At 40.5% G+C, this 22,516-nt stretch carries 23 protein-coding genes and 1 pseudogene; 22 read left to right on the top strand and 2 right to left on the bottom strand.

All coding sequences use genetic code 11. From position 1 onward, the window contains the following. The first annotated feature begins 205 nt into the window (after positions 1–205). The 6 genes from CRO04_RS02950 (at position 206) to CRO04_RS02925 (ending at position 6,582) form a co-directional block, all read left to right on the top strand. Positions 206–1,591, top strand: a complete 1,386-nt coding sequence (locus CRO04_RS02950; RefSeq protein ID WP_097002744.1) for an ABC transporter substrate-binding protein — start codon at positions 206–208, stop codon at positions 1,589–1,591. Between the two features lie 87 nt (positions 1,592–1,678). Next, the gene (locus CRO04_RS02945; RefSeq protein WP_097002743.1) at positions 1,679–2,347 is read left to right on the top strand and encodes a hypothetical protein; all 669 of its coding nucleotides are present in this window, start codon (positions 1,679–1,681) and stop codon (positions 2,345–2,347) included. Positions 2,348–2,352: 5 nt separating this feature from the next. Next, positions 2,353–3,252, top strand: coding sequence for a carbohydrate ABC transporter permease (locus CRO04_RS02940; RefSeq protein ID WP_207654386.1), 900 nt, complete (start codon positions 2,353–2,355; stop codon positions 3,250–3,252). Positions 3,253–3,257: 5 nt separating this feature from the next. Then, entirely contained in the window at positions 3,258–4,109 is an 852-nt protein-coding gene (locus CRO04_RS02935; protein WP_097002742.1) for a carbohydrate ABC transporter permease, read from the top strand. Between the two features lie 71 nt (positions 4,110–4,180). After that, positions 4,181–5,734, top strand: a complete 1,554-nt coding sequence (locus CRO04_RS02930; RefSeq protein ID WP_097002741.1) for a glycoside hydrolase family 28 protein — start codon at positions 4,181–4,183, stop codon at positions 5,732–5,734. Between the two features lie 14 nt (positions 5,735–5,748). Next, positions 5,749–6,582 carry a sugar phosphate isomerase/epimerase family protein gene (locus tag CRO04_RS02925; protein ID WP_097002740.1) on the top strand — a complete coding sequence of 278 codons (834 nt, stop codon included), beginning with the start codon at positions 5,749–5,751 and terminating at the stop codon, positions 6,580–6,582. A gap of 105 nt (positions 6,583–6,687) precedes the next feature. Here CRO04_RS02925 and CRO04_RS02920 read toward each other — a convergent pair whose 3' ends face one another. Next, the gene (locus tag CRO04_RS02920) at positions 6,688–8,175 is read right to left on the bottom strand and encodes a tagaturonate reductase (protein ID WP_097002739.1); all 1,488 of its coding nucleotides are present in this window, start codon (positions 8,173–8,175) and stop codon (positions 6,688–6,690) included. Positions 8,176–8,209: 34 nt separating this feature from the next. Further along, complete coding sequence (locus tag CRO04_RS02915) at positions 8,210–9,691, bottom strand: UxaA family hydrolase (RefSeq protein ID WP_097003082.1); 1,482 nt, start codon at positions 9,689–9,691, stop codon at positions 8,210–8,212. A gap of 367 nt (positions 9,692–10,058) precedes the next feature. On the opposite strand from CRO04_RS02915, the gene CRO04_RS02910 reads away from it, so the two are divergent. From CRO04_RS02910 to CRO04_RS02840, 16 genes and pseudogenes are all read left to right on the top strand, one after another. Continuing rightward, positions 10,059–11,066, top strand: a complete 1,008-nt coding sequence (locus CRO04_RS02910) for a LacI family DNA-binding transcriptional regulator (protein ID WP_097002738.1) — start codon at positions 10,059–10,061, stop codon at positions 11,064–11,066. 132 nt (positions 11,067–11,198) lie between these two features. Then, the gene (locus CRO04_RS02905) at positions 11,199–11,555 is read left to right on the top strand and encodes a DUF6145 family protein (RefSeq protein WP_097003081.1); all 357 of its coding nucleotides are present in this window, start codon (positions 11,199–11,201) and stop codon (positions 11,553–11,555) included. Further along, on the top strand, positions 11,552–12,520 hold the full coding sequence (gene dusB / locus CRO04_RS02900) for a tRNA dihydrouridine synthase DusB (protein ID WP_097002737.1): 969 nt from the start codon (positions 11,552–11,554) through the stop codon (positions 12,518–12,520). Before CRO04_RS02905 ends, dusB begins: the two co-directional genes overlap by 4 nt. A 99-nt stretch (positions 12,521–12,619) precedes the next feature. Further along, positions 12,620–13,102: a transcription elongation factor GreA gene (greA, locus tag CRO04_RS02895; RefSeq protein WP_097002736.1), complete on the top strand. Its 483-nt coding sequence runs from the start codon at positions 12,620–12,622 to the stop codon at positions 13,100–13,102. 41 nt (positions 13,103–13,143) lie between these two features. Next, a pseudogene (lysS, locus tag CRO04_RS02890) lies at positions 13,144–14,646 on the top strand (lysine--tRNA ligase); the annotation flags it as partial. A gap of 458 nt (positions 14,647–15,104) precedes the next feature. Beyond that, positions 15,105–15,302 carry a hypothetical protein gene (locus CRO04_RS02885; RefSeq protein WP_097002734.1) on the top strand — a complete coding sequence of 66 codons (198 nt, stop codon included), beginning with the start codon at positions 15,105–15,107 and terminating at the stop codon, positions 15,300–15,302. Between the two features lie 36 nt (positions 15,303–15,338). Continuing rightward, positions 15,339–15,539, top strand: a complete 201-nt coding sequence (locus tag CRO04_RS02880) for a hypothetical protein (RefSeq protein WP_097002733.1) — start codon at positions 15,339–15,341, stop codon at positions 15,537–15,539. A 96-nt stretch (positions 15,540–15,635) separates the two neighbouring features. Further along, positions 15,636–16,283 (top strand): hypothetical protein, encoded by a 648-nt coding sequence (locus tag CRO04_RS02875; protein WP_097002732.1) that lies wholly within the window; start codon positions 15,636–15,638, stop codon positions 16,281–16,283. A gap of 75 nt (positions 16,284–16,358) precedes the next feature. Then, positions 16,359–17,048, top strand: coding sequence for a hypothetical protein (locus CRO04_RS02870; RefSeq protein ID WP_097002731.1), 690 nt, complete (start codon positions 16,359–16,361; stop codon positions 17,046–17,048). A 33-nt stretch (positions 17,049–17,081) separates the two neighbouring features. Further along, complete coding sequence (locus CRO04_RS26070) at positions 17,082–17,243, top strand: hypothetical protein (RefSeq protein ID WP_166432455.1); 162 nt, start codon at positions 17,082–17,084, stop codon at positions 17,241–17,243. Between the two features lie 30 nt (positions 17,244–17,273). Further along, positions 17,274–17,891: a hypothetical protein gene (locus CRO04_RS02865; protein ID WP_097002730.1), complete on the top strand. Its 618-nt coding sequence runs from the start codon at positions 17,274–17,276 to the stop codon at positions 17,889–17,891. Between the two features lie 33 nt (positions 17,892–17,924). Beyond that, positions 17,925–18,215: an AbrB/MazE/SpoVT family DNA-binding domain-containing protein gene (locus tag CRO04_RS27380; protein ID WP_097002729.1), complete on the top strand. Its 291-nt coding sequence runs from the start codon at positions 17,925–17,927 to the stop codon at positions 18,213–18,215. A gap of 1 nt (position 18,216) precedes the next feature. Next, positions 18,217–19,062, top strand: coding sequence for a ParA family protein (locus CRO04_RS02855; protein ID WP_097002728.1), 846 nt, complete (start codon positions 18,217–18,219; stop codon positions 19,060–19,062). A gap of 42 nt (positions 19,063–19,104) precedes the next feature. Continuing rightward, positions 19,105–20,559, top strand: a complete 1,455-nt coding sequence (locus CRO04_RS02850; protein WP_097002727.1) for a ParB N-terminal domain-containing protein — start codon at positions 19,105–19,107, stop codon at positions 20,557–20,559. A gap of 300 nt (positions 20,560–20,859) precedes the next feature. After that, complete coding sequence (locus tag CRO04_RS02845; protein ID WP_097002726.1) at positions 20,860–21,057, top strand: hypothetical protein; 198 nt, start codon at positions 20,860–20,862, stop codon at positions 21,055–21,057. Positions 21,058–21,252: 195 nt separating this feature from the next. Continuing rightward, entirely contained in the window at positions 21,253–22,062 is an 810-nt protein-coding gene (locus CRO04_RS02840; RefSeq protein WP_330400762.1) for a hypothetical protein, read from the top strand. The last annotated feature ends 454 nt before the right edge of the window (positions 22,063–22,516 follow it).

The raw sequence follows: 22,516 nt of genomic DNA, 5'->3' as shown, positions 1-22,516 counted from the left end.
ACTAAAATAATAGCACAGGATGTCAAAATATGCAATGTTTTGTGCTTAATTTGAAATGAATTATACAGAAATAGATGTTATAATAATAAAAAAGTGGAGTGTAAGCGCTTACGCAAAAACATATAATATTATATAAAAATGCGGAAACATTTACATGGAGCTTTAAAGAACTCATTTATGAGGGAGAAAAAAAGGAGAGAAAAAGATGAAAAAAATCAAACAGTGGACAGCAATGGGGTTAGCGACTGTTATGGCAATGTCTTTATCTGCCTGCGGGTCAAGCAAGAACACTGCTGAGTCAACCACTGCTGCACCTGCAGAAACAACTACCGCTGCAGCAGGAGAAACAACAGCAGCAGGAAGTGACACGACTTCCGGAGAACCGGTAGAACTGAAATTTTCCTGGTGGGGCGGCGATTCCAGACACGCGGCAACAGAAGAAGCGATCAAAGCTTTCATGGCTAAATATCCAAATATTACTGTAACTCCTGAATACGGTGCATGGACCGGATGGGAGGAGAAACAGTCCTTAAATATTTTAGGCGGCAACGCTGCTGATGTTATGCAGGTTAACTGGAACTGGATTGAGTCCTACAGCCAGGGTGGAAAAGCTTTCGCAAACCTGGAAGATTACTCAAGCGTTCTTGATTTAACACAGTTTACACCAGAAAGCCTGGATCTTTGCAAGGTAGATAACAAATTAATGGCAGTTCCGATTTCTTTAACCGGCCGTCTGTTCTACTGGAACAAGACCGCTTTTGATGAGGTTGGTGTTGCACTTCCTACTGATCTTGATTCCTTATACAAGGCAGGAGAAGCATTTAAGGCAAAAGATCCTGATATGTATCCGCTGGCACTGGGCGAATATGACCGTATGATCCTTATGGTTTACTACCTGGAATCCAAGTATGGCAAGAACTGGGTAGATAACGGCGCAATTAACTATTCCGAAGATGAAGTAAAAGACGGAATGGATTTTATTACAGGACTGGAAGAGAAACATGTAATTCCGACTCTGGCTACTATCAGCGGTGATATGGCTGACTCTCTTGACAAGAATGCAAAATGGATTGACGGCAAATATGCTGGTATCTTTGAGTGGGATTCTTCTGCATCCAAGTTTAAAAAAGCTCTGGAAGGCAGCGTTAACAAACCTGGTCAGGAATTCGTAGTCGGCGAATTCATTAAGATGGGCGACAACAACGGTGGATTTACAAAGATCTCCATGGCATATGCAGTTGCTTCTAACTCACAGCATCCGAAGGAAGCAGCAATGCTGATCAACTTCCTGTTAAATGATGAAGAAGGCGTTAAGATCGGTTCTACTGAAAGAGGTATTCCTTGTTCCGCAGCGGGGCTTAAGATCCTTCAGGATAACAAGCTTGGCGATCCTCTTACCATTGAAGCAAATACAAAGGTTATGAACTACAGCAAGTTCACTCTGGACAGCAAATTTGAGCACAATGACTTAAAGGCTAACCCAGATGGTGTTTACTACAAAGTATTTGGTAAATTAAGCTCAAAAGATCTGGATTCAGCAGCAGCAGCAAAAGAACTGATCAAGGGTGTTACTGATACACTTGAGTACTAATTTTCTTTCAAATAAGATAGGATATTTTCATACGAGCCGCCATAGACCTATGGCGGCTCCCATAAAGAAAAGGGCAGATAAAACGTCATGGATTGCAAAAATGAGACATTAAAACCATATCAGCTTATGGGAGCAGTACAAATGTATGGTGCAACTGGAGAAGATGAGTATAAAGAATATGTAATGGCTCATCTAAGCAGACTTAAGACCGCAGAAGGGATGACAGGAAGTCTGCCGGAACAGGATTATCCCGCTTATTTTTTCGCTTTGGATCAGACAGGTCATGAGGAATACAGACATAAGATTGAAGATGTCATGAAAACCCCGGAGTGGACTTTGGAGCTTATGCCGTTTATAACAGCGTATGATACGAGATACAAAAGGAAAGAGCATTATAATGATATTGTGGTAACGTTTCGGAAAAAAGGGAAGTTTACTGGTAAAGATATGGTATTACTGATTGATACGATAGCTCAGATGTCAGAAGAGATCTATGAATATTATAGGGAATTAAGGGATTTATTTAAGGTTATAGTCAAGGAGAAGATGAAAGACCTCCCCCATTCTTCTGAAATGATTGAAATTGGTTATTCCATTCTGAAAGCATGCAATATTGGAGTGCTTCAGAAAGAGAAATACGGTAATTTCGGGGAACTTGTATGGAAAACGATTGCGGGGATTGATAATAAAACAGGTACAGGTTTAAATGATATGATCTGTGCGCAGCATATAATTTTTAATAAACAGGAGGTATGAGCAGTATGAAGTCAAAGGGTATGCATAAGTTCCTGGCTGAGAATGCGGGATTCTTTTTTGTTCTGCCATGGCTGATTGGATTTATACTTTTTAAGGTTTATCCATTCGCTTCTTCATTGTACTATAGCTTTACAAATTATGATTTGTTCAATGGTGTTACGAAGACAGGTATGTTGAACTATAATAAGATTTTCACGGATTCTGATATTATCAGAGCGTTTCTGGTTACTTTTAAATATGCGATTTTTGACGTTCCTATTAAGCTCACCTTCGCATTGTTTATCGCTTATATTCTGAACTTCAAATTAAAGGGAGTTAACTTTTTCAGAACCGCTTATTACATTCCCTCTATTTTGGGAGGTTCCATTGCCATCGCTATTTTGTGGAGAGCCGTATTTAATACGGAGGGTCTGATCAATGCTGTAATCGGAGCGTTCGGCGGAGAACAAATCAACTGGATGGCATCTGCGAACGGAGCTTTGGCAGTTATCATACTGCTGCGTGTTTGGCAGTTTGGTTCAGCCATGGTTATTTTCCTTGCAGCCTTAAAGGGTGTATCAGAAGATCTGTATGAAGCTGCATCTATTGACGGAGCAGGAAAATGGACCCAGTTCTTTAAGATTACTGTTCCTTTAATTACACCGGTTATTTTCTATAACCTGATCACCCAGTTATGTCAGGCATTCCAGGAATTCAACGGACCATTCCTTGTAACAAAGGGAGGACCAAACGGTGCTACGACACTGATTTCCATTCTTATTTACAATAATGCATTCCTTCGTCATAAGATGGGTATGGCAAGTGCCCAGGCATGGATTCTGTTTTTAATTGTCATGACATTTACTGCAGTGGCATTTGTAAGCCAGAAGAAATGGGTATATTATTCAGATGAAGACGGGAGGTAAATGACATGACGAAAGAGACTAAAACTAAAATCAACACTTTTATCCGTTACGCACTTCTTGTCTTTGTTGGGTTTATTATGGTATATCCCCTGATCTGGATGGTAGGTGCAACGTTTAAAACCAACTCGGAAATATTTACAAGTGCATGGTTCTGGCCGAAGAATCCGGTAACAGACGGTTATGCCAATGCCTTTGTGGATTACGGCGGTAAGATCAACCTGATTAAATCTATTTTAAATACTTATAAGATCGTAGTTCCCAAAGTTATCTTCACCGTATTTTCAGCTACCATTACCGCTTACGGCTTCGGACGGTTTGAATTCAAGGGAAAAGGGCTCCTTTTTTCTCTCATGATTTCAACTCTGTTCCTTCCTCAGGTAGTTTTAAATGCACCTCAGTACATCATGTTTAATAACTGGGGGTGGACCAACTCCTATCTTCCTCTTGTAATTCCTGCCTTATTTGCAGGTGACACATACTTCTTGTTTATGCTGATTCAGTTTTTAAGAGGTGTGCCAAAGGAGCTGGAAGAGGCAGCCAAGATTGATGGCTGTAATTCTCTTAAAACATTATGGTATGTAATTGTCCCTATGTTAAAGCCGTCACTGGTGTCCGTTGCGCTGTTCCAGTTTATGTGGACCTCCAATGACTTTATGGGACCCCTTATTTATGTTTCCGACATGCCGAAATATACAAACTCCATATACTTACGTATGTCAATGGACGGTGATGTTGGATTTCAGTGGAACAGAATTCTGGCGATGTCACTCATCTCTATTATTCCTTCTCTGATTGTATTCTTCTGTGCGCAGGATGCATTTATTGATGGTATTGCTGCAGGCGGAGTAAAAGGTTAATAAAAAAAGAGGGCGTGGTATGCAATTGCTGCGCTCTTTTTCAATAGAAAAAACAGGTGAGGTTTAACAGTATGGAATTAAGAGTTGTATTTCAGACAGCGCGTTCTGTAACCATTGAGACAATCACAGAAACAATCTATGAATTTGAAACTCCAGGTAAGATTCTGGTAAATGGAGAAAGCTGGGGAGAGACAAACCAGGTGGTATTTACTTTGTTTGACTTAAAACCGGATATGGATTATAATATTTCTCTGGAAAGAAATGGAGAGAGAGCTAAAACCAGCTTTCATACGGATTATGAATTTGTCACGATTAATGTCAGAGAGGTTGGAGCCCGTGGAGATGGAATTTACAATGATACCGCATTCATTCAGGCTGCCATCATGGCTTGTCCAAAAGACGGGAGAGTGTTAATACCTGCAGGAACATACAGGATCACAAGTCTCTTTTTAAAGAGTCATATAAAGATTGAGCTTTCTGAGGGTGCGGAGCTTCTTGCAGAGACAGACCGGTATCAGTATCCGAAGTTTCCCGGCATGATCGAGAGTTATGATGAGAATGAGGATTATAATCTGGGAACCTGGGAGGGCAACCCCCTGCCCATGTTTGCAGGAATCCTTACCGGCATTGATGTGGAAGATGTTGTAATCTACGGAAGAGGAACCTTAAACGGTCAGGCCTCCTTTGATAACTGGTGGGATAACGTAAGAGTGATGAAGGGAGCTTTCCGACCCCGCATGGTATTCTTAGAAAGATGCAGACAGATTACCCTTCAGGGCTTCTCGTTAAAGAACAGTCCCACCTGGGTTCTTCACCCTTATTTCAGCCAGGACTTAAAGTTTTTAAATTTAAGCATCAGCAATCCGGCAGATTCCCCCAACACAGACGGGCTGGATCCGGAATCCTGCAAGGATGTGGAGATACTGGGACTTCATTTTTCTCTTGGAGATGACTGTATTGCCATCAAATCAGGGAAGATTTACATGGGACGCAGATATAAGACACCTTCTGAGAACATCACCATTCGTCAGTGCCTGATGGAGAACGGTCATGGGGCTGTTACCATAGGAAGCGAAGTGGGCGCAGGTGTGAAAAACATCCGGGTAGAGCGCTGTCTGTTCCGTCACACAGACAGAGGACTGCGGATCAAAACCAGAAGAGGAAGAGGAAAGGACTCTGTTCTTACTGATATTTCCTTTGATCACATTGATATGGATGATGTTATGACTCCATTTGTAGTCAATGGATTCTACTTCTGTGATCCGGACGGAAAATCGGACTACGTTCAGTGCCGTCAACCCCTTCCGGTTGACGACAGGACACCTGAGATCGGCAGATTCAGCTTTACCAATATTAAGGCAGTCAATTGTCATGTGGCAGCATCCTTTCTCTATGGTCTTCCGGAAAAGAAGATTGAACGCATTGAATTTAAGAATGTAGACCTCTCTTTTGCAAAAGAGGCGAAGACAGGGGCTCCTGCCATGTTAAACGGAGTGGGAGAGTGCAGTAAAAAAGGCTTTTGTATCAGCAATGTGGACACCCTGATCTGTGAAAATGTGCATATTTCCGGACAGGAAGGAGAAGCATTTGAATTAACCAATATCAATCATTACGAAACGATCTAAAGGAGAAGAGTATTATGCAGATTGGAATTCGATTACACGATGTGGCACCAGGTACCATAGAGGAACGTTTAAAAATAGCCAGTGAACAGGGATTTTCCTGTGTACACCTGGCGCTGACAAAGACTATTCAGGAGCATTCGGTGGACAATTCCGCCTTAACACCGGGATTTGCTTCTTATCTGCGCAACAAATTTGCGGAGTATCATATGGACATTGCTGTATTAGGCTGTTATTTAAATCTGGCACATCCGGATCCGGAAGAGATTAAGAAGATCCAGGAACGTTATTTCGCTCATCTTCGTTTTGCATCCATCTTAGGCTGCAGCGTAGTGGGAACGGAGACAGGCAACCCTAATCCGGAATACCGTTATGAACCTGCATCCCATACAGAAGAAGCACTTCAGACATTTATTACAAATTTCCGTCCTGTAGTGGAGTGTGCAGAGAAGTTCGGAGTAATCATGGCCATCGAACCGGTATGGAGCCATATCGTATACGATTCCAAACAGGCTCTTAAGGTGTTAAAAGCAATTAACTCCCCCAATTTAAGAATCATTCTGGATCCGGTTAATCTACTGTCTGTGGAGAACAGCAGCGAGTATGATAAGGTGATAAAAGAAGCCATTGGGGATCTGGGAGAGTATACTGATGTTCTTCATATGAAGGATTTTGTGATTGAAGGCGATAAGGTGGTTTCCGGAGCACCTGGAACCGGAGTTATGAAATATGATACTATTTTGAATTTTGCGAAAAAAGAAAAGCCTTATATCCAGATGACAATTGAGGACAGCACTCCGGATAATGCAGAGTGGTCAAGAAAGTTTCTTGAAAATTACAGCTGTAAATAAATAGAAATTCCTGTTATAAAAAGAGCTTTGACTGGTTTTTTATGTAAAACCATATCAAAGCTCTTTCCTTTATTTGTCTGTGTCTTTATAATCAGGAAAATCCGATTATAAACATTCCTTCATGACTGCGTAAGCGCCTTTTTCTTCGATATCTTTCAAATAGCCGGAGACAGCTTCTTCAAAGCCTGGAATTGCGCTTAAATCTTCACCCCAGAACTCTGTATTTGTGCAGACAGAGTGGGTAAGAGCAGCAGCATCCTCATCTTTGTGTTCATAGAAGAACTGGAGAATCTGCTTGTCATCTTTCACTGTATACGTATCACCTGCAGGGCGTGCAGCGGTCAGACCGTCCTCTGTCAGTGTTGTTCCGTGATAGAATGCAATGTAGAATGCAAAGGAAGCGGTAATGCAGCTTGGAAGCGCATGATTCTTCTCTACGTATCCCTTTAAAGACGGCATAACACGGGCTTTCCACTTGGAGGTGGAGTTTAAGGAAATAGCTAACAGCGCATGGTCAATAAATGGGTTTTTGAAACGCTCTGTTACGGAAGCTGCAAAGCTCTTTAATTCTTCCTCCGGAAGAGTTAAGGTAGGAATGATCTCGTCGTAAATCGTCTTGTTCATGAAACCGCAGATTACTTCGTCATCCATACAGTTGCGGACAATGTCCTGGCCGGCCAGATAAGCGCCTAATACAAAAGAGGTATGAGCACCATTTAAGATACGCACTTTTCTCTGTTTGTATGGTTTGTGATCCCCGCAGATAATAACAGGAAGACCTGCTTCTTCAAATGGAAGCTCTTTCTTTAAGCTGTCCGGACCTTCAATAACCCAGAAGCCGAACACTTCACCGGTATCGATGATGTTATCCTGATAGCCTAATTCCTCGCAGATGGCAGCAGCTTCATTTCTCGGATAACCTGTTACGATACGGTCAACCAGTGTGGAGCAGAAGATATTCTCTGCCTTAATCCAGTTAATAAATTCATCCCCTAAGTTCCACTGCCTGGCATAGCTTAATACGCATTTTTCCAGCTCTTTTCCGTTGTTGTCAATAAGCTCACAGGAAAGAATGACAAAACCTTTCGAAGCCTCCCTGCCGAACTTTTCAAAACGTCTGTATAAGAACTGTGTCAGCTTTCCGGGATAGCTGTCAGCCGGTACGTCTGTAAACTGACAGGAAGGATCATAGGTAATTCCTGCTTCAGTGGTATTGCAGGCAATATAACGAAGATCCGGGTTTTCTGCACAGGCAAGAACTGTTTCATAATCCTTATATGGATTTAAACATCTGCTTACACAGGAGATGACGCGCTTGTCATTTACTTTACGTCCGTTTTCAAATCCGCGGAGGAAGAGTGTATAAAGACCTTCCTGTTCATTAATCATATCTGCCAGACCAGGAGCGATCGGCTGACATAAAACAACCTTGGAATTAAATCCGGTCTTTTCGTTGAGAACATCGATAAAATAATCAACAAAAGCTCTTAAAAAGTTCCCTTCGCCGAACTGCAGAACACGTTCCGGTGCTTCTTTTAATAAATATCCGTCATAACCCAGCTTTTCCAGTGTTTGATAGCTTAACTTTTCCATTCCGTTTGTCTCCTTATATGTTGTCGGTAATATTTTATAATGTCACGCCCTGCTTGAAGATGGCCATATCGTGGAATCCTGCTTCTTCTGATTTCACCATCTTGCCGGAGGCAACTTCAATTACAAAGTCAAAGAACTGATTCTTAAGAGTCTCCATATCGGTTCCTTCCACTAAAACTCCGCAGTTAAAATCAATCCAGTTATTCTTCTTCTGGCTGAGAGCGGAATTGGTGGAAATCTTCATGGTGGGTACGGGACATGCAAAAGGAGTTCCCCGCCCTGTTGTAAATAAGACGATATGGGCGCCTGATGCAGCAAGGGCTGTGGAAGCTACCAGATCGTTACCGGGAGCACTTAAAAGGTTCAGTCCTTTATTGCGTACCGGTTCTCCGTATTTTAATACATCGACTACAGGCATTCTGCCGGATTTCTGGACGCATCCTAAGGACTTGTCCTCAAGAGTGGAAATGCCGCCTTTTTTATTGCCTGGAGAAGGATTCTCGTAAATGGTCTGATTGTGGCTGGTAAAATAATTTTTAAAGTCATTGATTAAATCAACCGTTTTTTCAAAGGTTTCTTCGTTCTGGCACCGGTTCATAAGAAGTGTTTCCGCACCGAACATCTCAGGAACTTCAGTTAAGATGGTAGTTCCGCCCTTTGAAACCAGCATATCTGAAAATTCACCAACAGTGGGGTTGGCTGTAATTCCGGATAATCCGTCAGAACCGCCGCATTTCATTCCGATCACCAGTTCGCTGCAGCTGATCGGCTCTCTGTGAAATGATCCTGCATATTCTGCAAGCTGATCGATTAATTCAAGAGAATCGGATATTTCATCTTCTGATTCCTGAGCCACTAAGAATTTAACCCTGCGCTCATCGTAGTCTCCAATATAGCGTTTTAATTCGGTGACATTGCTGTTCTCACAGCCCAGTCCAAGCACCAGTACGCCGCCTGCGTTTGGATGATTGATTAAATCTGCCAGAATGGTTCTGGTATATTCCTGGTCATCCCCCATCTGGGAACATCCGTAAGGGTGAGGGAAAGCAGCAACCGCATCGATGCTTCCTTTTACATGTTTTAACGCTGCACGTTCAATGGCAGTGGCGATTTTATTCACGCAGCCAACGGTTGGAATGATCCAGATCTCGTTGCGCACGCCCACACGTCCGTCAGGTCTGCGGTATCCGTTGAAAAACCGTTCTTCTGATGGAGTAACTTCGATTTCCTGTTTGTTATACTTGTAAGTCAGTAAATCCCCTAAACCTGTTTTTAAATTGTGTGTGTGAATCCAGGCCCCTGTCCCAATATTCTCCTTTGCTATGCCGATGGCACAGCCGTATTTGATGACGGATGAGCCGGCAGGTATATCTGTCAGGGCAAATTTATGACCCTGTGGGATATCTTCCAGAAGAGTAACCGCTGTGCCGTCTACCTCTAAGGCACTGCCGGAAGCAAGCGGCTTTAATGCGACTGCCACGTTATCTTCGGAATTGATTTTGATAAAGTCCTGCATAAGCTTCCTTTCCTTTCTTAGTACCGGTTTCTTTATTTTGCTGCAATGTAAGTACTTACATAAAACATACACCATTTTTTTCTCTTAGTCAATAGGGAAAGATAAAAGAAAGGTATTTCTTTTAATTATGGGGACAATAAAGAAAAAGCATGCATCGTTTTTCAAGATTCACTGGTAATAATAGTTGCGCAATAGTAAAATATTATGTATAATGAAGCGAGATAAGTGTAAGCGCTTACGCGGGATGTAGAAAAGGCATGGGAAAGCTACGATTACGCGGAGGTAACGCAGACACAATAAAAAGGGAACCATCGGTCTGGTTTTGCAGTCAGATGATGGGAAATGAAGACGTAAGAGGGACACCAGGATGAACATATATGATATAGCAGAGCTTGCAGGAGTTTCCATAGCTACCGTTTCCAGGGTGGTGAACGACAGTCCGCGCGTAAGTGAAAAAACGAAACAAAGAGTCAGGGCAATTATGGAGCAGAACGGTTATACTCCCAATGTATTTGCCAGGGGCTTAGGTCTTGATTCCATGAAGACCATAGGAATTCTCTGCCCGGATGTATCTGATGCATATATGGCAACTGCAGTTGCCCATTTAGAGAGTCTCATGCATGAACACGGTTATGACTGTATCCTGTGCTGCAGCGGTTTTGAGCAGACGATAAAGGAGAAGTATGTAAGCCTTCTTCTGGCCAAACGCATTGATGCGCTGATTATGGTGGGTTCTACCTATGCAGGGGAAGAGGGAGACAGAAGCCATGTGCAGTATGTACTGAATGCGGCCAGACAGGTTCCGGTGTTTCTGATTAATGGTTATTTAGATGGTGAGAATATATACTGTGCATATGGCGATGATTTTCAGGCAACGTTTGATGTGACCAGCCAGATGATTGAATCAGGCCGCAGCAGAATTCTTTTTTTATGCAATTCTCATTCCTACAGCGCCACAAGAAAGCTGGCTGGTTACGAATCGGCATTAAAAAGCCATGGACTGCCGGTGCTTGGGGACTTAAAGCTGTATGTGAAAAACCGGATTCACACCGTACGTGATATACTGCTGGAACGCAGGGATTTACGGTTTGACAGCGTGATCGCCACAGATGATGGTCTGGCCGTAGGTGCGATTAAATATGCCAATTCCAAACTTTTAAAAATACCGGAAGATTTATGCATTACAGGCTTTAATAATTCAGCCCTGTCAATCTGCAGTGATCCGGAGCTGTCTTCGGTGGATAACAGGGTGGAAGAACTGTGTAATATTACCATCAGCAATATGATGAAGATTCTTCATGAAAAGGACTCTGAAATCAGCCGGGACTGCAAGGTTCCATGCAGGCTGGTAAAACGCTGTACAACCGATTTTTAGGCTATTGTCATTTTGTCTGCTGTATGGTACAATTAGAATCCGGTAAATATAAAGACACCAGAAAGCATGCTTCTTCCCAATGGGACGGAACATGCTTGAATGCGTGGTGCAATAGAAAGAACGGTGACAGAGATGGAGCAGACGGAAGATAAGGTAGTGCTGTGCGGTGCCAATTCTTATGAACAGAAATACTATTTTAATGAACAATTTAAAAGTCTTCCGGAAAGCATCAGGCAGGAACTTCAGATCATGTGTGTCCTCTACACTGAAGATGTAGGAGGAGTTCTGGTTCTGGAATTTGACGAGGACGGAACTTTGGAATTTAAAGTAACTGCACCTGAAGAGGATTATCTCTTTGATGAGATTGGAAGTGTGCTGAAGATTAAGCAGTACCAGCGGGAGAAACGGGAGCTTTTGGAATCCCTTGAGATGTACTATCGTGTTTTTTATCTGGGAGAAGAATTAGAAGACGGAGATAAAGACAGTTGAAACTTAGAATAGGAAACATAACTTTTGACAATAATCTGATACTGGCGCCGATGGCAGGGGTTACAGACCTGCCATTTCGTATTCTTTGCAGGGAGCAGGGCTGCGGGCTGGCTGTCACTGAAATGGTCAGTGCCAAAGCTATTTTATATAAAAATAAGAATACCAATGAGCTGTTAAGCGTATCAGACCAGGAAGGACCGGTGAGCGTCCAGCTCTTTGGTTCCGACCCGGAGATTATGGCAGATATGGCGAAAGCCATTGAATCCCGGCCATTTGCCCTGATTGATGTGAACATGGGCTGTCCGGTGCCGAAGATTGTGAATAACGGCGAAGGCTCCGCGCTGATGAAGGATATAAAGCTGGCAGAGAAGATTCTCACTGCCATGGTAAAGGCGGTGAAGAAACCGGTCACCGTCAAGTTCAGAAAAGGTTTTACAGAAGAAACCTGCAATGCAGTGGAATTCGCCCGTATGGCGGAAAGCTGCGGCGTAGCTGCAGTGGCTGTCCACGGCAGAACCAGGGAGCAGTACTATTCCGGAACTGCTGACTGGGAGATCATCAGGCAGGTAAAGAAAGCGGTTTCCATTCCGGTCATCGGCAATGGTGATGTCTTTGAGCCGGAAGATGCCAAAGCGCTCTTAGACCAGACGGGCTGTGACGGCATCATGATCGCCCGCGGAGCAAAGGGGAATCCCTGGATATTCTCAAGGACCCTGCGTTATCTGGAGACTGGGAAATTATCAGAGCCGCCGTCTCCAAAAGAGATCAGCCAGATGATTCTCCGTCATGGAACCATGCAGGCGGAGCATAAAGGCGAGGTGGTAGCCATGCGTGAGATGAGAAAACATATGGCTTGGTATACTGCCGGACTTCCTCATTCAGCCAAATTGAGAAACGATATCAATAAGGTAGAAACGATGGAAGAATTAAAGAAATTTGTGATTGAAAGAATTGGATTATTATAATCAGAAAAAGGGACTCGAATCTTGACAATTTCAGTTGTTTAGGCTATAATATCTGGAATGCGAATGAGCGAGTAAGAAACCAGGAGGAAGTAAAAAACCATGGTAGACAAGAAGAATATTTTAACCTATGAAGGTCTTAAGAGATACGAAGATGAGCTTCAGAACTTAAAAGTAGTGAAAAGAAAAGAAGTTGCCCAGAAAATCAAGGAAGCAAGAGAACAGGGCGATTTATCCGAGAATGCGGAATACGATGCTGCCAAGGACGAGCAAAGAGACATCGAGCTGCGGATCGAAGAGCTGGAAAAGCTGCTTAAGAATGCAGAAGTAGTCGTAGAAGATGAGATAGACTTAGATAAGATTAATATTGGTTGTAAAGTAAAGGTCTACGATGTGGATGAAGACGAAGAGATGGAATTCAAGATCGTTGGTTCCACCGAAGCAAACAGCCTTCAGAATAAGATTTCCAATGAATCTCCGGTAGGTCAGGCGCTGATTGGGAAAAAAGTCGGAGACGTTGTTGAAGTAGAGACCCAGTCAGGAGTAATCCAGTATAAGGTATTGGAGATTCAGAGAGTGTCTTAGGATAACTTCCTTAAATATAGTTCACAAAGGAGTGGAAATAAGTGGCAGAACAGCAAAATCAAAACCAAAACCAGAATCAGGTTGGAGAAGAGGATTTAAACCATTTACTGAAGGTTCGCCGGGAGAAGCTGGCTGAACTTCAGGAAGCAGGAAAGGATCCGTTTAAAGTTACGAAGTACGATGTTACCGTACACAGCAGTGAGATCAAAGAGAATTATGAAGTCTGGGAAGGAAAGGAAGTCTCCATCGCAGGACGTCTGATGTCCAAGCGGGTTATGGGTAAGGCCTCTTTTTGTAATGTCCAGGATTTAAAGGGGAATATTCAGTCCTATGTAGCAAGAGACAGCATTGGCGAAGAATCCTATAAAGAATTTAAAAAGCTTGATATCGGTGATATCGTTGGAATCAAGGGAACCGCATTTACCACAAAGACTGGTGAGGTTTCCATCCATGCGGAAAGTGTGGAGCTGCTTTCAAAGAGTCTGCAGATTCTGCCGGAGAAGTTCCATGGTCTTACAAATACAGACCTTCGATACAGACAGAGATATGTTGATTTAATCATGAATCCGGAAGTACGCGATACGTTTGTAAAGCGTTCCCAGATTATAAAAGAGATCCGCAATCATCTGGATGCACAGGGCTTTATGGAGGTTGAAACTCCTATGCTGGTGGCCAATGCAGGCGGAGCAGCAGCAAGACCTTTTGATACCCACTATAACGCCCTTGATGAGGACGTGAAGCTGCGCATCTCTCTGGAGCTTTATTTAAAGAGACTGATTGTAGGCGGTTTAGAGAGGGTTTACGAAATCGGACGTGTTTTCCGTAACGAAGGCGTGGATACCAGACATAACCCTGAGTTTACATTGATGGAGCTCTATCAGGCATATACCGATTACCACGGTATGATGGATCTGGTGGAGAATTTATTCCGTGAGGTTGCACTGAAGGTGCTGGGTACAGCAGTTGTGACCTATGATGGAGTGGAAATTGATTTGTCTAAACCATTCGAGCGTATTTCCATGGTTGACGCTCTGAAGAAATATAAGGATATTGATTTTACTACCATTCATACAGATGAAGAAGCGAAAGCGCTTGCAGATCAGTATCATGTGGCTTACGAGGCAAGACATAAAAAGGGCGATATCTTAAGCCTTCTGTTTGAGGAGTTTGTAGAGGAGCATTTGATTCAGCCTACGTTTATTATTGACCATCCGGTTGAGATATCTCCTCTTACAAAGAAAAAGCCGAGTGATCCGGAATATACAGAGCGTTTCGAGCTGTTTATTACAAAGCGTGAAATGGCAAATGCTTATTCCGAGTTAAATGATCCGCTGGATCAGATTGAGAGATTTAAGGCTCAGGAAGCACTTCTGGCAGCGGGGGATGATGAAGCTAACTCGATGGATGAGGATTTCGTCAATGCGCTGATGATCGGTATGCCTCCTACGGGCGGGATTGGAATTGGTATTGACCGGTTTGTAATGCTACTTACGGATAGTTATGCGATTAGGGATGTTTTGTTGTTCCCGACGATGAAGTCCCTTGACAAGTAAAAACCTAATAAAATCAATGGTCTACGCAGGTTTTTTACTTGAATTATAGGAGATTTACATCAAATTTACATCAAATAGTTAATTTGATATAAGCCGGGATAAAGATCTATACGTCTGTGTATGAAATATCAGTATTTGGTTTACACAATATAATATAGCAAAAGTGCTTTTATTATTTGGACATTTCTTTAACAAGAAGTGTCCTTTTTTTGTTTTCAAAATTTGAAAACAGGAAAGGTGATTAAATGGATAAACTCAAAATAGCAAAAAAAGAAGCCCCCGCCAAGAGACTTCCCTAGAGGACAAAATTACAATGATTTAATCGCTGTGGCAATAGTCACATTACGTAATTCGCCCTATTGCTGAGAGTATATCATGTTTTTATCTAAAATGCAAGAATACATAAATGTATATGGTATTTCATTTATTCCATAAGAAGGGGAAGTATTATGAACAAGCTTTATCAAAAGAAAAGAATTCGATTACTGAAAGAGTTGGAGGATCTGGAAGATAAGCAAAAGCTGTTTCAGGGAGAACTATATGAGGAATTGGAGACAAATCATTTAGAAGATGCTCATTTACATGTGGTAGAGTCACAAAAAAATATAGAAGATATTGTTACTTGTTTACATGAGGGTATGCGATAAGGAGGGGTATTCGGTGAATCGAGGGAAGGGGTGATCATGAAAAATTTAATAGAAATAGAAAAGGAATTAAATAAGATCGCTAAATTAAAAGAACCACTTAAAACGAGGAAGCTAGTACAGTTAATGAATTATATGGAGGCTTATTACAAAGTTTTTATAATTAATCCTACTAAAGAACAGATGGAGAAACCAGAAGTAAAGCTATACGAAAAAATTTCTGCTATGAGAGATATTTAGTCGGTAAACCAATATTGGACAGGCCTCTAATCCTAGCCTGAGAACGCAGTTTAAAGAATCAATGTACATTATGTGAATAGAAAGAGAGGTATTTTTATGAGTTACGGAAAAGACAAGCAAAAGGAAATTGATACAATTAAGGAAAGGAACATCATACTTAAATTGTCAGACGCAGATGTTCAGAGAATATGGGAAAAAGCAGGTAGTGTAGGTTTATCTGTTTCTGAGTTATTTAAAAACTTCGTAGGTGATTTAGTAGACGGAACATATAGTAATGGATCGGACGAACGTGACTTAGTTAATCAATGGTTTGACAGATGCGGTTTTGGTATGTTTCCTGATAAGACTTTGTTGTGCTTCCTGATAGACAGAGGATATATTGAGGATTTTGTGGAACTATGTGATGATATAAAAAATAGTGAGGAACATATTACAATTACAAAAAAAGCAATAGACACTGGCATTATGGAGGATAGGAACGGTACTTATACATGGGAGGATTTAATGACCGGCGATAACAAACCGGCATATTCCAGTCGGGAGCAATGGGAAAAACAGGAATCAGAATACATTGAGCAAGAGCAGGATATTATCAATGATTGCCAGGATCAAATTAATGAGTATTGGAATGATTACTTAAAATTTGTAGATGTAAAATTAGGCACATTAGAAGAAGAAATAGAGAAGGTTATAATTTGGTATGATGAAATGGAACGCATGATTGGAAAAAATGAAGATCTCTGATCGGTACAAGATAATTAAGGCGGCCTATTTGGATAAGTCAGAGAGTTAGGATTCAATTGAAAGGAAAATTTAAAAATGAAAAGAACAATTACAATAATACTAAATTTGATAATCATTTTATCCATTACAGGGTGTACGTTGGAAGAAAGTGGTGTGACGTTGGAAAATGAAACAATCGGAACAATTGGAAAAGATATGACGATTGAAAGTCGGGAAGAAGAAATGACTGATCTTGAAACAAACCATACAATTGAATTTAAAGATATCAGTTTGAAATTAAAACCTACATATTCAATTGAAACTTCAAGGGCTAAAAACTGGTTGTTTACACAATCTTCATCTATAAAATTGTCTCTTTATATAGATTATGTTCCAGAAGGTATTGATGTTATGACATCTCAGGTGTATAGCGATATATCATTGCTGTCTAAATATGCAAAATATAATGGCATTAGGCAAGACAGTATCAATGTTGAATATTTTTCCTTGCCTACAGGTGGAATAAGTATACAAAAGTCAGAGCCATATACAATTCCATTTCAAGTAGAAGCTGTTGATAAAAGTGAAACATTTTTCTACATGTATAATGGATATGGTTCATCTTCATCGAGCAGAATTACTGAATCGCAATTAGCAGAAAATATACAAGGGGCAGTATTAAATGTTGTATGGACTATTCTTATAAGAGAAAACCAAACAGGAGATTTTTATATAAAAACTATAAATGATAGGGTAGGAATTCCATACAATCGAGTATCGGATTAAGTAAATTAAAATCTTATAGGGGGAAAGAAAGTAATGAGATTGGTAATAACGGTTGATATTGATGTCGCAGAATCCGGGTTAGATGAAGAGCAGATGAAGGACAATATAGTAAGTTTTACAAGGGATTTATTAATAAACGGAGCAGCTGACCAGGGAATAGGACTTATTCTTCGAGAGGTCGATTATTCGGTTTAATGAAACTTGCATTGGAAAGAAGGTGCCTATATGAAAATCAGAGGATTCAACAAAACTTTAAATAAGTGGGTGTATGTGGTAATGGAAGAAGGTAAGACATTTGAGGGACTGGCAGAATGGTATGATATAGATTCGGCAAGCGTAGGGGGAAGTACGGGACGCTGTGATATAAGTATGCAGGAAGTGTACGCAGGAGATTTTATAGAGAGCCACCAGGGTACACAAATTTTGGACGTATTAATGTTAGTGAAATTTGGAACATATCAAGCCTATTGCCCGGTAGATCAATTCTTTATGGATGGCGTTGGATTTTATGTGGAGGCTGTCGGTTATCCTCAAATGCCGGTCGGACCATTAGAGTATTATGCAAAAGTAATAGGAAATACATATGAGAATCCAGAGTGGTTAGACAACGAATTAGAATTTAATGAGGTGAATGATATGACAAATAAACAGATTGAAAAGTTTGCAGTGGGTTATCCTTACCCAACTGATTATGTTGAAATCTTACTGAAAAAATATGATTACGACACTACGAAAGTACATGAAATCCTACGTAAACCTTATAACGAGGTTATAAAAGAAGTACAGAACACAAATGAAGCGACGGTTCAAGACAAAGAAAATCTGGCTTCTGACCTTGGTTGATTTATTGGCTGAACTGTTATGAAAGGAGCATAAATGGTAAGAAGTATTGATAATTTAGGAAGAATTGTAATCCCGATTGAAATTAGACGCAGACTGAAAATGGATAGTGGTACTCCATGTAGAATACGTGTAAATGGGACTGAGGTAATTCTAAGTAGGGGCGGCTCCGATGAACGGCATGTTACTGGAGTCATGTTAGAGGGAGATGAGCGACAGGGAGTTTGTCCCTTTTGTAAAAATGAGTTGATGGAACGATTTAATAAAACTTGCTGTGGTAGCTGTGGTAACGAAATTATTTGGTCAAAGGAAGAGGAGAAATTTTAAAATGTGTAAAGTGTTAAGCGTTATAAATAACAAAGGCGGGGTAGGTAAAACGACTACAACTCTTATAATATCTGAATTATTGGCTTATCTGGGATTCCGGGTACTGGTAATTGATCTTGATGGACAAAGTAATGCCTCTGTTACCTTACATGCTTATGTGGAAGAACCCATCAGTGGTGTGACGGGAAGAACTGCACCTCTACAGGAAAATATCTTTGAGGTTTTTGTAGATAGATTAAAAACGCCAGCGGATATATCGAAGGTTGTCAAAGCAACAAATATACAAGGTATTGAAATTATTCCGTCAAATAATCGCTTTGAGAATATTGAAAAGAATTTAGAGGATTGTTATAGAAGTCCATTTATTCTTTCCAGAGCGATTAAGGCAGTCTGTAACGATTATGATTTTATTGTTATCGACAATTCTCCGGCGATGAATTTTTTTACATTAAATAGTATTGTGGCAAGCAATTATATAATTACTCCTGTACGGGTAGAGGACTATTCGAAAAAGGGGGTAAAGCAAATATTAGATAAACTTAATCAGATTAAGGATGAGTACGATTTAGAGCAGGTCAACTTTCTTGGGGTATTTATTACTCAGGCAGAATCACGGACCAATGCATTTAAGGAGAGGATAAAGGACTATGAGTCAGAAATTGGTGACAAACTTTTTTCAACATGCATACGGCGTGACACCAAGATCGAGCAGATGGAGAGTAAACACATTCCAATGCTTGAACTTAGTACAGAAAGTAATGCATTAGTTGATTACTGTAATCTACTGCTGGAAATGGATATTTTACCAGAGTCGGCTCAGGAGCTTTTAATGAGAAGTGTGAGCTGATTAATAACGTAATTTATATTTAGAGCTGAGAGGAATGATACTATGGGTAGTAAATTTTTAAATTTAAATTTGTCTGGTGGGTCACCACAACCTCAATATACACAGAAGGATGTAACCAGTGAAAAGCCAGAGGTGAGTGAAGAAAGGGTGGATAGATTTAGTCAAGATAGTATAACTACACTGTCTAAATTGGCAAAAGCTGTAGATACTCCAGACCAAACAATTAAAGCTTTCAATTTTAAATTTATTCCACGAGAAAAAATCATATTTAATAAAAATAATGATTTTGATATGGAAGAAGTTGAAAGTTTATCAGATAAGCTTCTAGAAAATGGTTTGCTGCATAACCTTGTTGCATTTTATGACGAGGAGACAGATAAATACATCTTAGAATCGGGAGAGCGGCGACTTCGTGCATTTGACCTAGCGCATGAACGATTTAAAGATTATGAAGATTTAGATGATAAAGAATATCTTTTATATGTTGAACATATTAAGGAGTTTTATATCAATGGTTTTCCAGTTAATGTAAAAAAAGCTAAATATCAAGACGAGCTGGAGATGTCTAGAGTAGATGAGATTGATAGCAATTTAAGAAAGTATACAGCAAATATTGATGTTCGTACTTTTACTCCTCAACAACGAGCCGAGTACACTAAGAAAGTACGTACTCTAATGGAGGAAAAGAATCGGCTATTGTATGGAAGCAATGCTCCTAAAGTGACACAGATCCAGATTGCTGAGGCAACAGGAATCACGGAAAGACAGATCCGGAAGTACGAGCAGGTTGAGGATCTTATACCAGCTTTAAAAGCGGAATTTGAAAACGGAAATTTAAGTATCAATAAAGTTCCAACAATTGCTAAAATGTCTGAGGAGGAACAATTGGTGTTTCTGGATTTTCTTCAAAGAGAGAAAAATGCTGATCCAGCACAAGTGAAATTATATATGGAACGTGCTGATAGGGCTGAAAAGGAGAAGCTGCAGCTAAGAGAGGAAAAAGATAAAATTGAATCAGATTTAGAAATACTTCGTGCGAACCGGGATGATGATATTGAAAAAATCATAGAGGAATCAAAAGAGAGAGAACTTCAAATCCGTGAAGAAATAGCAAAAGCTGAGAAAGACAAGAATGAGAAGCGTATTATTAGTTTACAACAAGAACTTGCTGATGAAAAAGAAAGTGCCAGCCGGATGATTAAAGATACAAATAACCGTCTGGATAAAGCTCAAGGAGCACTATTGGAAGCGAATAAGCGGATTCAGGAATTAGAGAGTCAGGATACAAGTACAGAGCAAATGGAAGAATTATATCGTGTCCGTGCAGAACTGGATATGAATCTCTCATTTTTAAAAAATCTATGCAGCAAAACATTGACAACGCTGGAGAACTATAAGGTTTTGGCTGATACAAAGGATATTGAGACAGTAATGATATCATTTGGCAATATAAAGGAACTGAAACAGCTGGTAACCCTAATTAATTCCAATATATGATAGTTAATATCTATGTTTGCAAAGAGCCAAAAAGAGACGTTTCAGGCAATTGTAGAAGAGGCTTAAGGAGAAATCTAGCATAGTTAATAGAGTTGGAGCTTACTTATTAACGATTTAAACTGAGATTTAGCTAACTAATTGTACATTGAAAATTAAATATCAGCTAGTAAAAATATTATGAAAATCCTCAAGTTACTCCATGAGCATTGAATATATGCTTGAATATGTAAACATGAACGAGTGGGCACAAGAGCAGGGATTTGAAGATTGGGATTATGAGGCATTGGAGATTGAAGCATAATGAAAATTCCATTATCTGAATATGCAAAAAGACATTATATTGATCCAGCAACCGCAAGGCAACGAGCGGGAAGAAGATCATATAAAACTGCCGAAAAAATGGGAAGAGATTGGTTTATCGATGAAGATGAGCCACATCAGGACAATCGAGTAAAAAGCGGAAAATTTAAGAATTGGAGAAATAAGCCTACTAGCTGATGTTTAGTTAGTAGGCTTATTATTTTATAAAATTAGAATTTGAGTGAGTAAGAAGGGAGGACAGTTCCGGCCGGACAAAAGCGATCGCTTTCTTACAAAGTAATGAAAATAGGATTAATCGATGTTGATGGTCACAATTTCCCAAACCTTCCTCTCATGAAACTTTCAGCATGGCATAAGAAGCAAAGGGATAGCGTGGAATGGTACAGCCAAATGTTTTCAGGACATATGGACCGGGTATATGTGAGTAAAGTTTTTACCTTCACACCGGATTGCCTGGACATCATAAATGCAGACGAGATTATAAGAGGCGGCACAGGGTATTATTATTCAGGCGGTGGGGCAGTACTGCCGGAAGAGATAGAACATATCTATCCAGATTACAGCCTTTACCCTGACATGTGTAAAGACACGGCTTATGGGTTCTTAACAAGAGGCTGCCCCCGTGGTTGCACCTTCTGTGTGGTTGGAGAAAAAGAAGGGAAATGCAGCATGAAGGTCGCGGACCTGAAAGAGTTTTGGAATGGCCAGAAGGAAATAAAACTTCTTGATCCGAACCTCTTAGCAACTAAGGACTGGAAAGAATTACTGCAACAACTTATTGATTCTGGTTCGTGGGTGGATTTTACACAGGGTTTGGATATTCGAGTAATGACGCAAGAAAAGGCTGATATGATCCGACGTGTAAAGGTTAAGCAGGTACATTTTGCGTGGGACCAGTACAAAGATCGGAAAATGATTGTGGAGCGGTTTAAATGGTTTAAGGAGACTACAGGGTGGGATTACCGGAAGATGAGTGTGTATGTGCTAACCGGATTTGATACCACATTGAAGCAGGATCTTGAAAGGATTTATACTCTACGTGACCTGGGATACAATCCCTATGTGATGATTTACGATAAACACAAGCTGCGAAAGGGCAGCGAATTAAAAAGGTTGCAAAGATGGGTTAATTCCCGTTTTGCGTTTGCGGCAGTTAAACGGTTTGAAGATTATAAAGCTTGACGCGATAAGCTGAAATTCACAGGAGGCTGTTTAAATGGATGAGAAGATACTACAGCGAATTAAAAGGCTACAAGCATTAGCTGAGCGTGGTGTGGGAGGAGAAAAAAACATGGCTATTTCCATCTGATGCACCTCGTAAAGAGATAGACATAATGGAACTGACTCCTGAAGATTTAAATAGAATGGTAATGCAAGAAGCTATAACAAAGAAAACCAGAGCACCTATGATAGAGGAAGTAAACAATATACAAAAAAATTAGTATTTTGATGAGAAAGGCGGTGTGAATTGAAAGTAGGGCTTATTGATGTAGATGGACATAATTACCCCAATCTATCACTTATGAAAATAAGTGCATGGCATAAGTCGAAAGATGATCGGGTTCAGTGGTATGAGCCGTTTGACGGCCTGATCGAAGAATACGACTTAGTTTATATGTCAAAAGTATTCAGCTTC

The organism is Lacrimispora amygdalina (assembly GCF_900205965.1).
In the GTDB taxonomy this organism is placed as follows: Bacteria; Bacillota; Clostridia; order Lachnospirales; family Lachnospiraceae; genus Lacrimispora; species Lacrimispora amygdalina_A.
The sequence above is the reverse complement of the archived record's forward strand: the minus strand, read 5'-3'. Positions and strand labels throughout refer to the sequence as shown.

Coding starts and splice junctions, on each gene's coding strand:
- CRO04_RS02950 (WP_097002744.1), top strand. CDS start 206: ATGAAAAAAATCAAACAGTGGACAGCAATGGGGTTAGCGACTGTTATG.
- CRO04_RS02945 (WP_097002743.1), top strand. CDS start 1,679: ATGGATTGCAAAAATGAGACATTAAAACCATATCAGCTTATGGGAGCA.
- CRO04_RS02940 (WP_207654386.1), top strand. CDS start 2,353: ATGAAGTCAAAGGGTATGCATAAGTTCCTGGCTGAGAATGCGGGATTC.
- CRO04_RS02935 (WP_097002742.1), top strand. CDS start 3,258: ATGACGAAAGAGACTAAAACTAAAATCAACACTTTTATCCGTTACGCA.
- CRO04_RS02930 (WP_097002741.1), top strand. CDS start 4,181: ATGGAATTAAGAGTTGTATTTCAGACAGCGCGTTCTGTAACCATTGAG.
- CRO04_RS02925 (WP_097002740.1), top strand. CDS start 5,749: ATGCAGATTGGAATTCGATTACACGATGTGGCACCAGGTACCATAGAG.
- CRO04_RS02920 (WP_097002739.1), bottom strand. CDS start 8,175: ATGGAAAAGTTAAGCTATCAAACACTGGAAAAGCTGGGTTATGACGGA.
- CRO04_RS02915 (WP_097003082.1), bottom strand. CDS start 9,691: ATGCAGGACTTTATCAAAATCAATTCCGAAGATAACGTGGCAGTCGCA.
- CRO04_RS02910 (WP_097002738.1), top strand. CDS start 10,059: ATGAACATATATGATATAGCAGAGCTTGCAGGAGTTTCCATAGCTACC.
- CRO04_RS02905 (WP_097003081.1), top strand. CDS start 11,199: ATGGAGCAGACGGAAGATAAGGTAGTGCTGTGCGGTGCCAATTCTTAT.
- greA (WP_097002736.1), top strand. CDS start 12,620: ATGGTAGACAAGAAGAATATTTTAACCTATGAAGGTCTTAAGAGATAC.
- CRO04_RS02885 (WP_097002734.1), top strand. CDS start 15,105: ATGAACAAGCTTTATCAAAAGAAAAGAATTCGATTACTGAAAGAGTTG.
- CRO04_RS02880 (WP_097002733.1), top strand. CDS start 15,339: ATGAAAAATTTAATAGAAATAGAAAAGGAATTAAATAAGATCGCTAAA.
- CRO04_RS02875 (WP_097002732.1), top strand. CDS start 15,636: ATGAGTTACGGAAAAGACAAGCAAAAGGAAATTGATACAATTAAGGAA.
- CRO04_RS02870 (WP_097002731.1), top strand. CDS start 16,359: ATGAAAAGAACAATTACAATAATACTAAATTTGATAATCATTTTATCC.
- CRO04_RS26070 (WP_166432455.1), top strand. CDS start 17,082: ATGAGATTGGTAATAACGGTTGATATTGATGTCGCAGAATCCGGGTTA.
- CRO04_RS02865 (WP_097002730.1), top strand. CDS start 17,274: ATGAAAATCAGAGGATTCAACAAAACTTTAAATAAGTGGGTGTATGTG.
- CRO04_RS27380 (WP_097002729.1), top strand. CDS start 17,925: ATGGTAAGAAGTATTGATAATTTAGGAAGAATTGTAATCCCGATTGAA.
- CRO04_RS02855 (WP_097002728.1), top strand. CDS start 18,217: ATGTGTAAAGTGTTAAGCGTTATAAATAACAAAGGCGGGGTAGGTAAA.
- CRO04_RS02850 (WP_097002727.1), top strand. CDS start 19,105: ATGGGTAGTAAATTTTTAAATTTAAATTTGTCTGGTGGGTCACCACAA.
- CRO04_RS02845 (WP_097002726.1), top strand. CDS start 20,860: ATGAAAATTCCATTATCTGAATATGCAAAAAGACATTATATTGATCCA.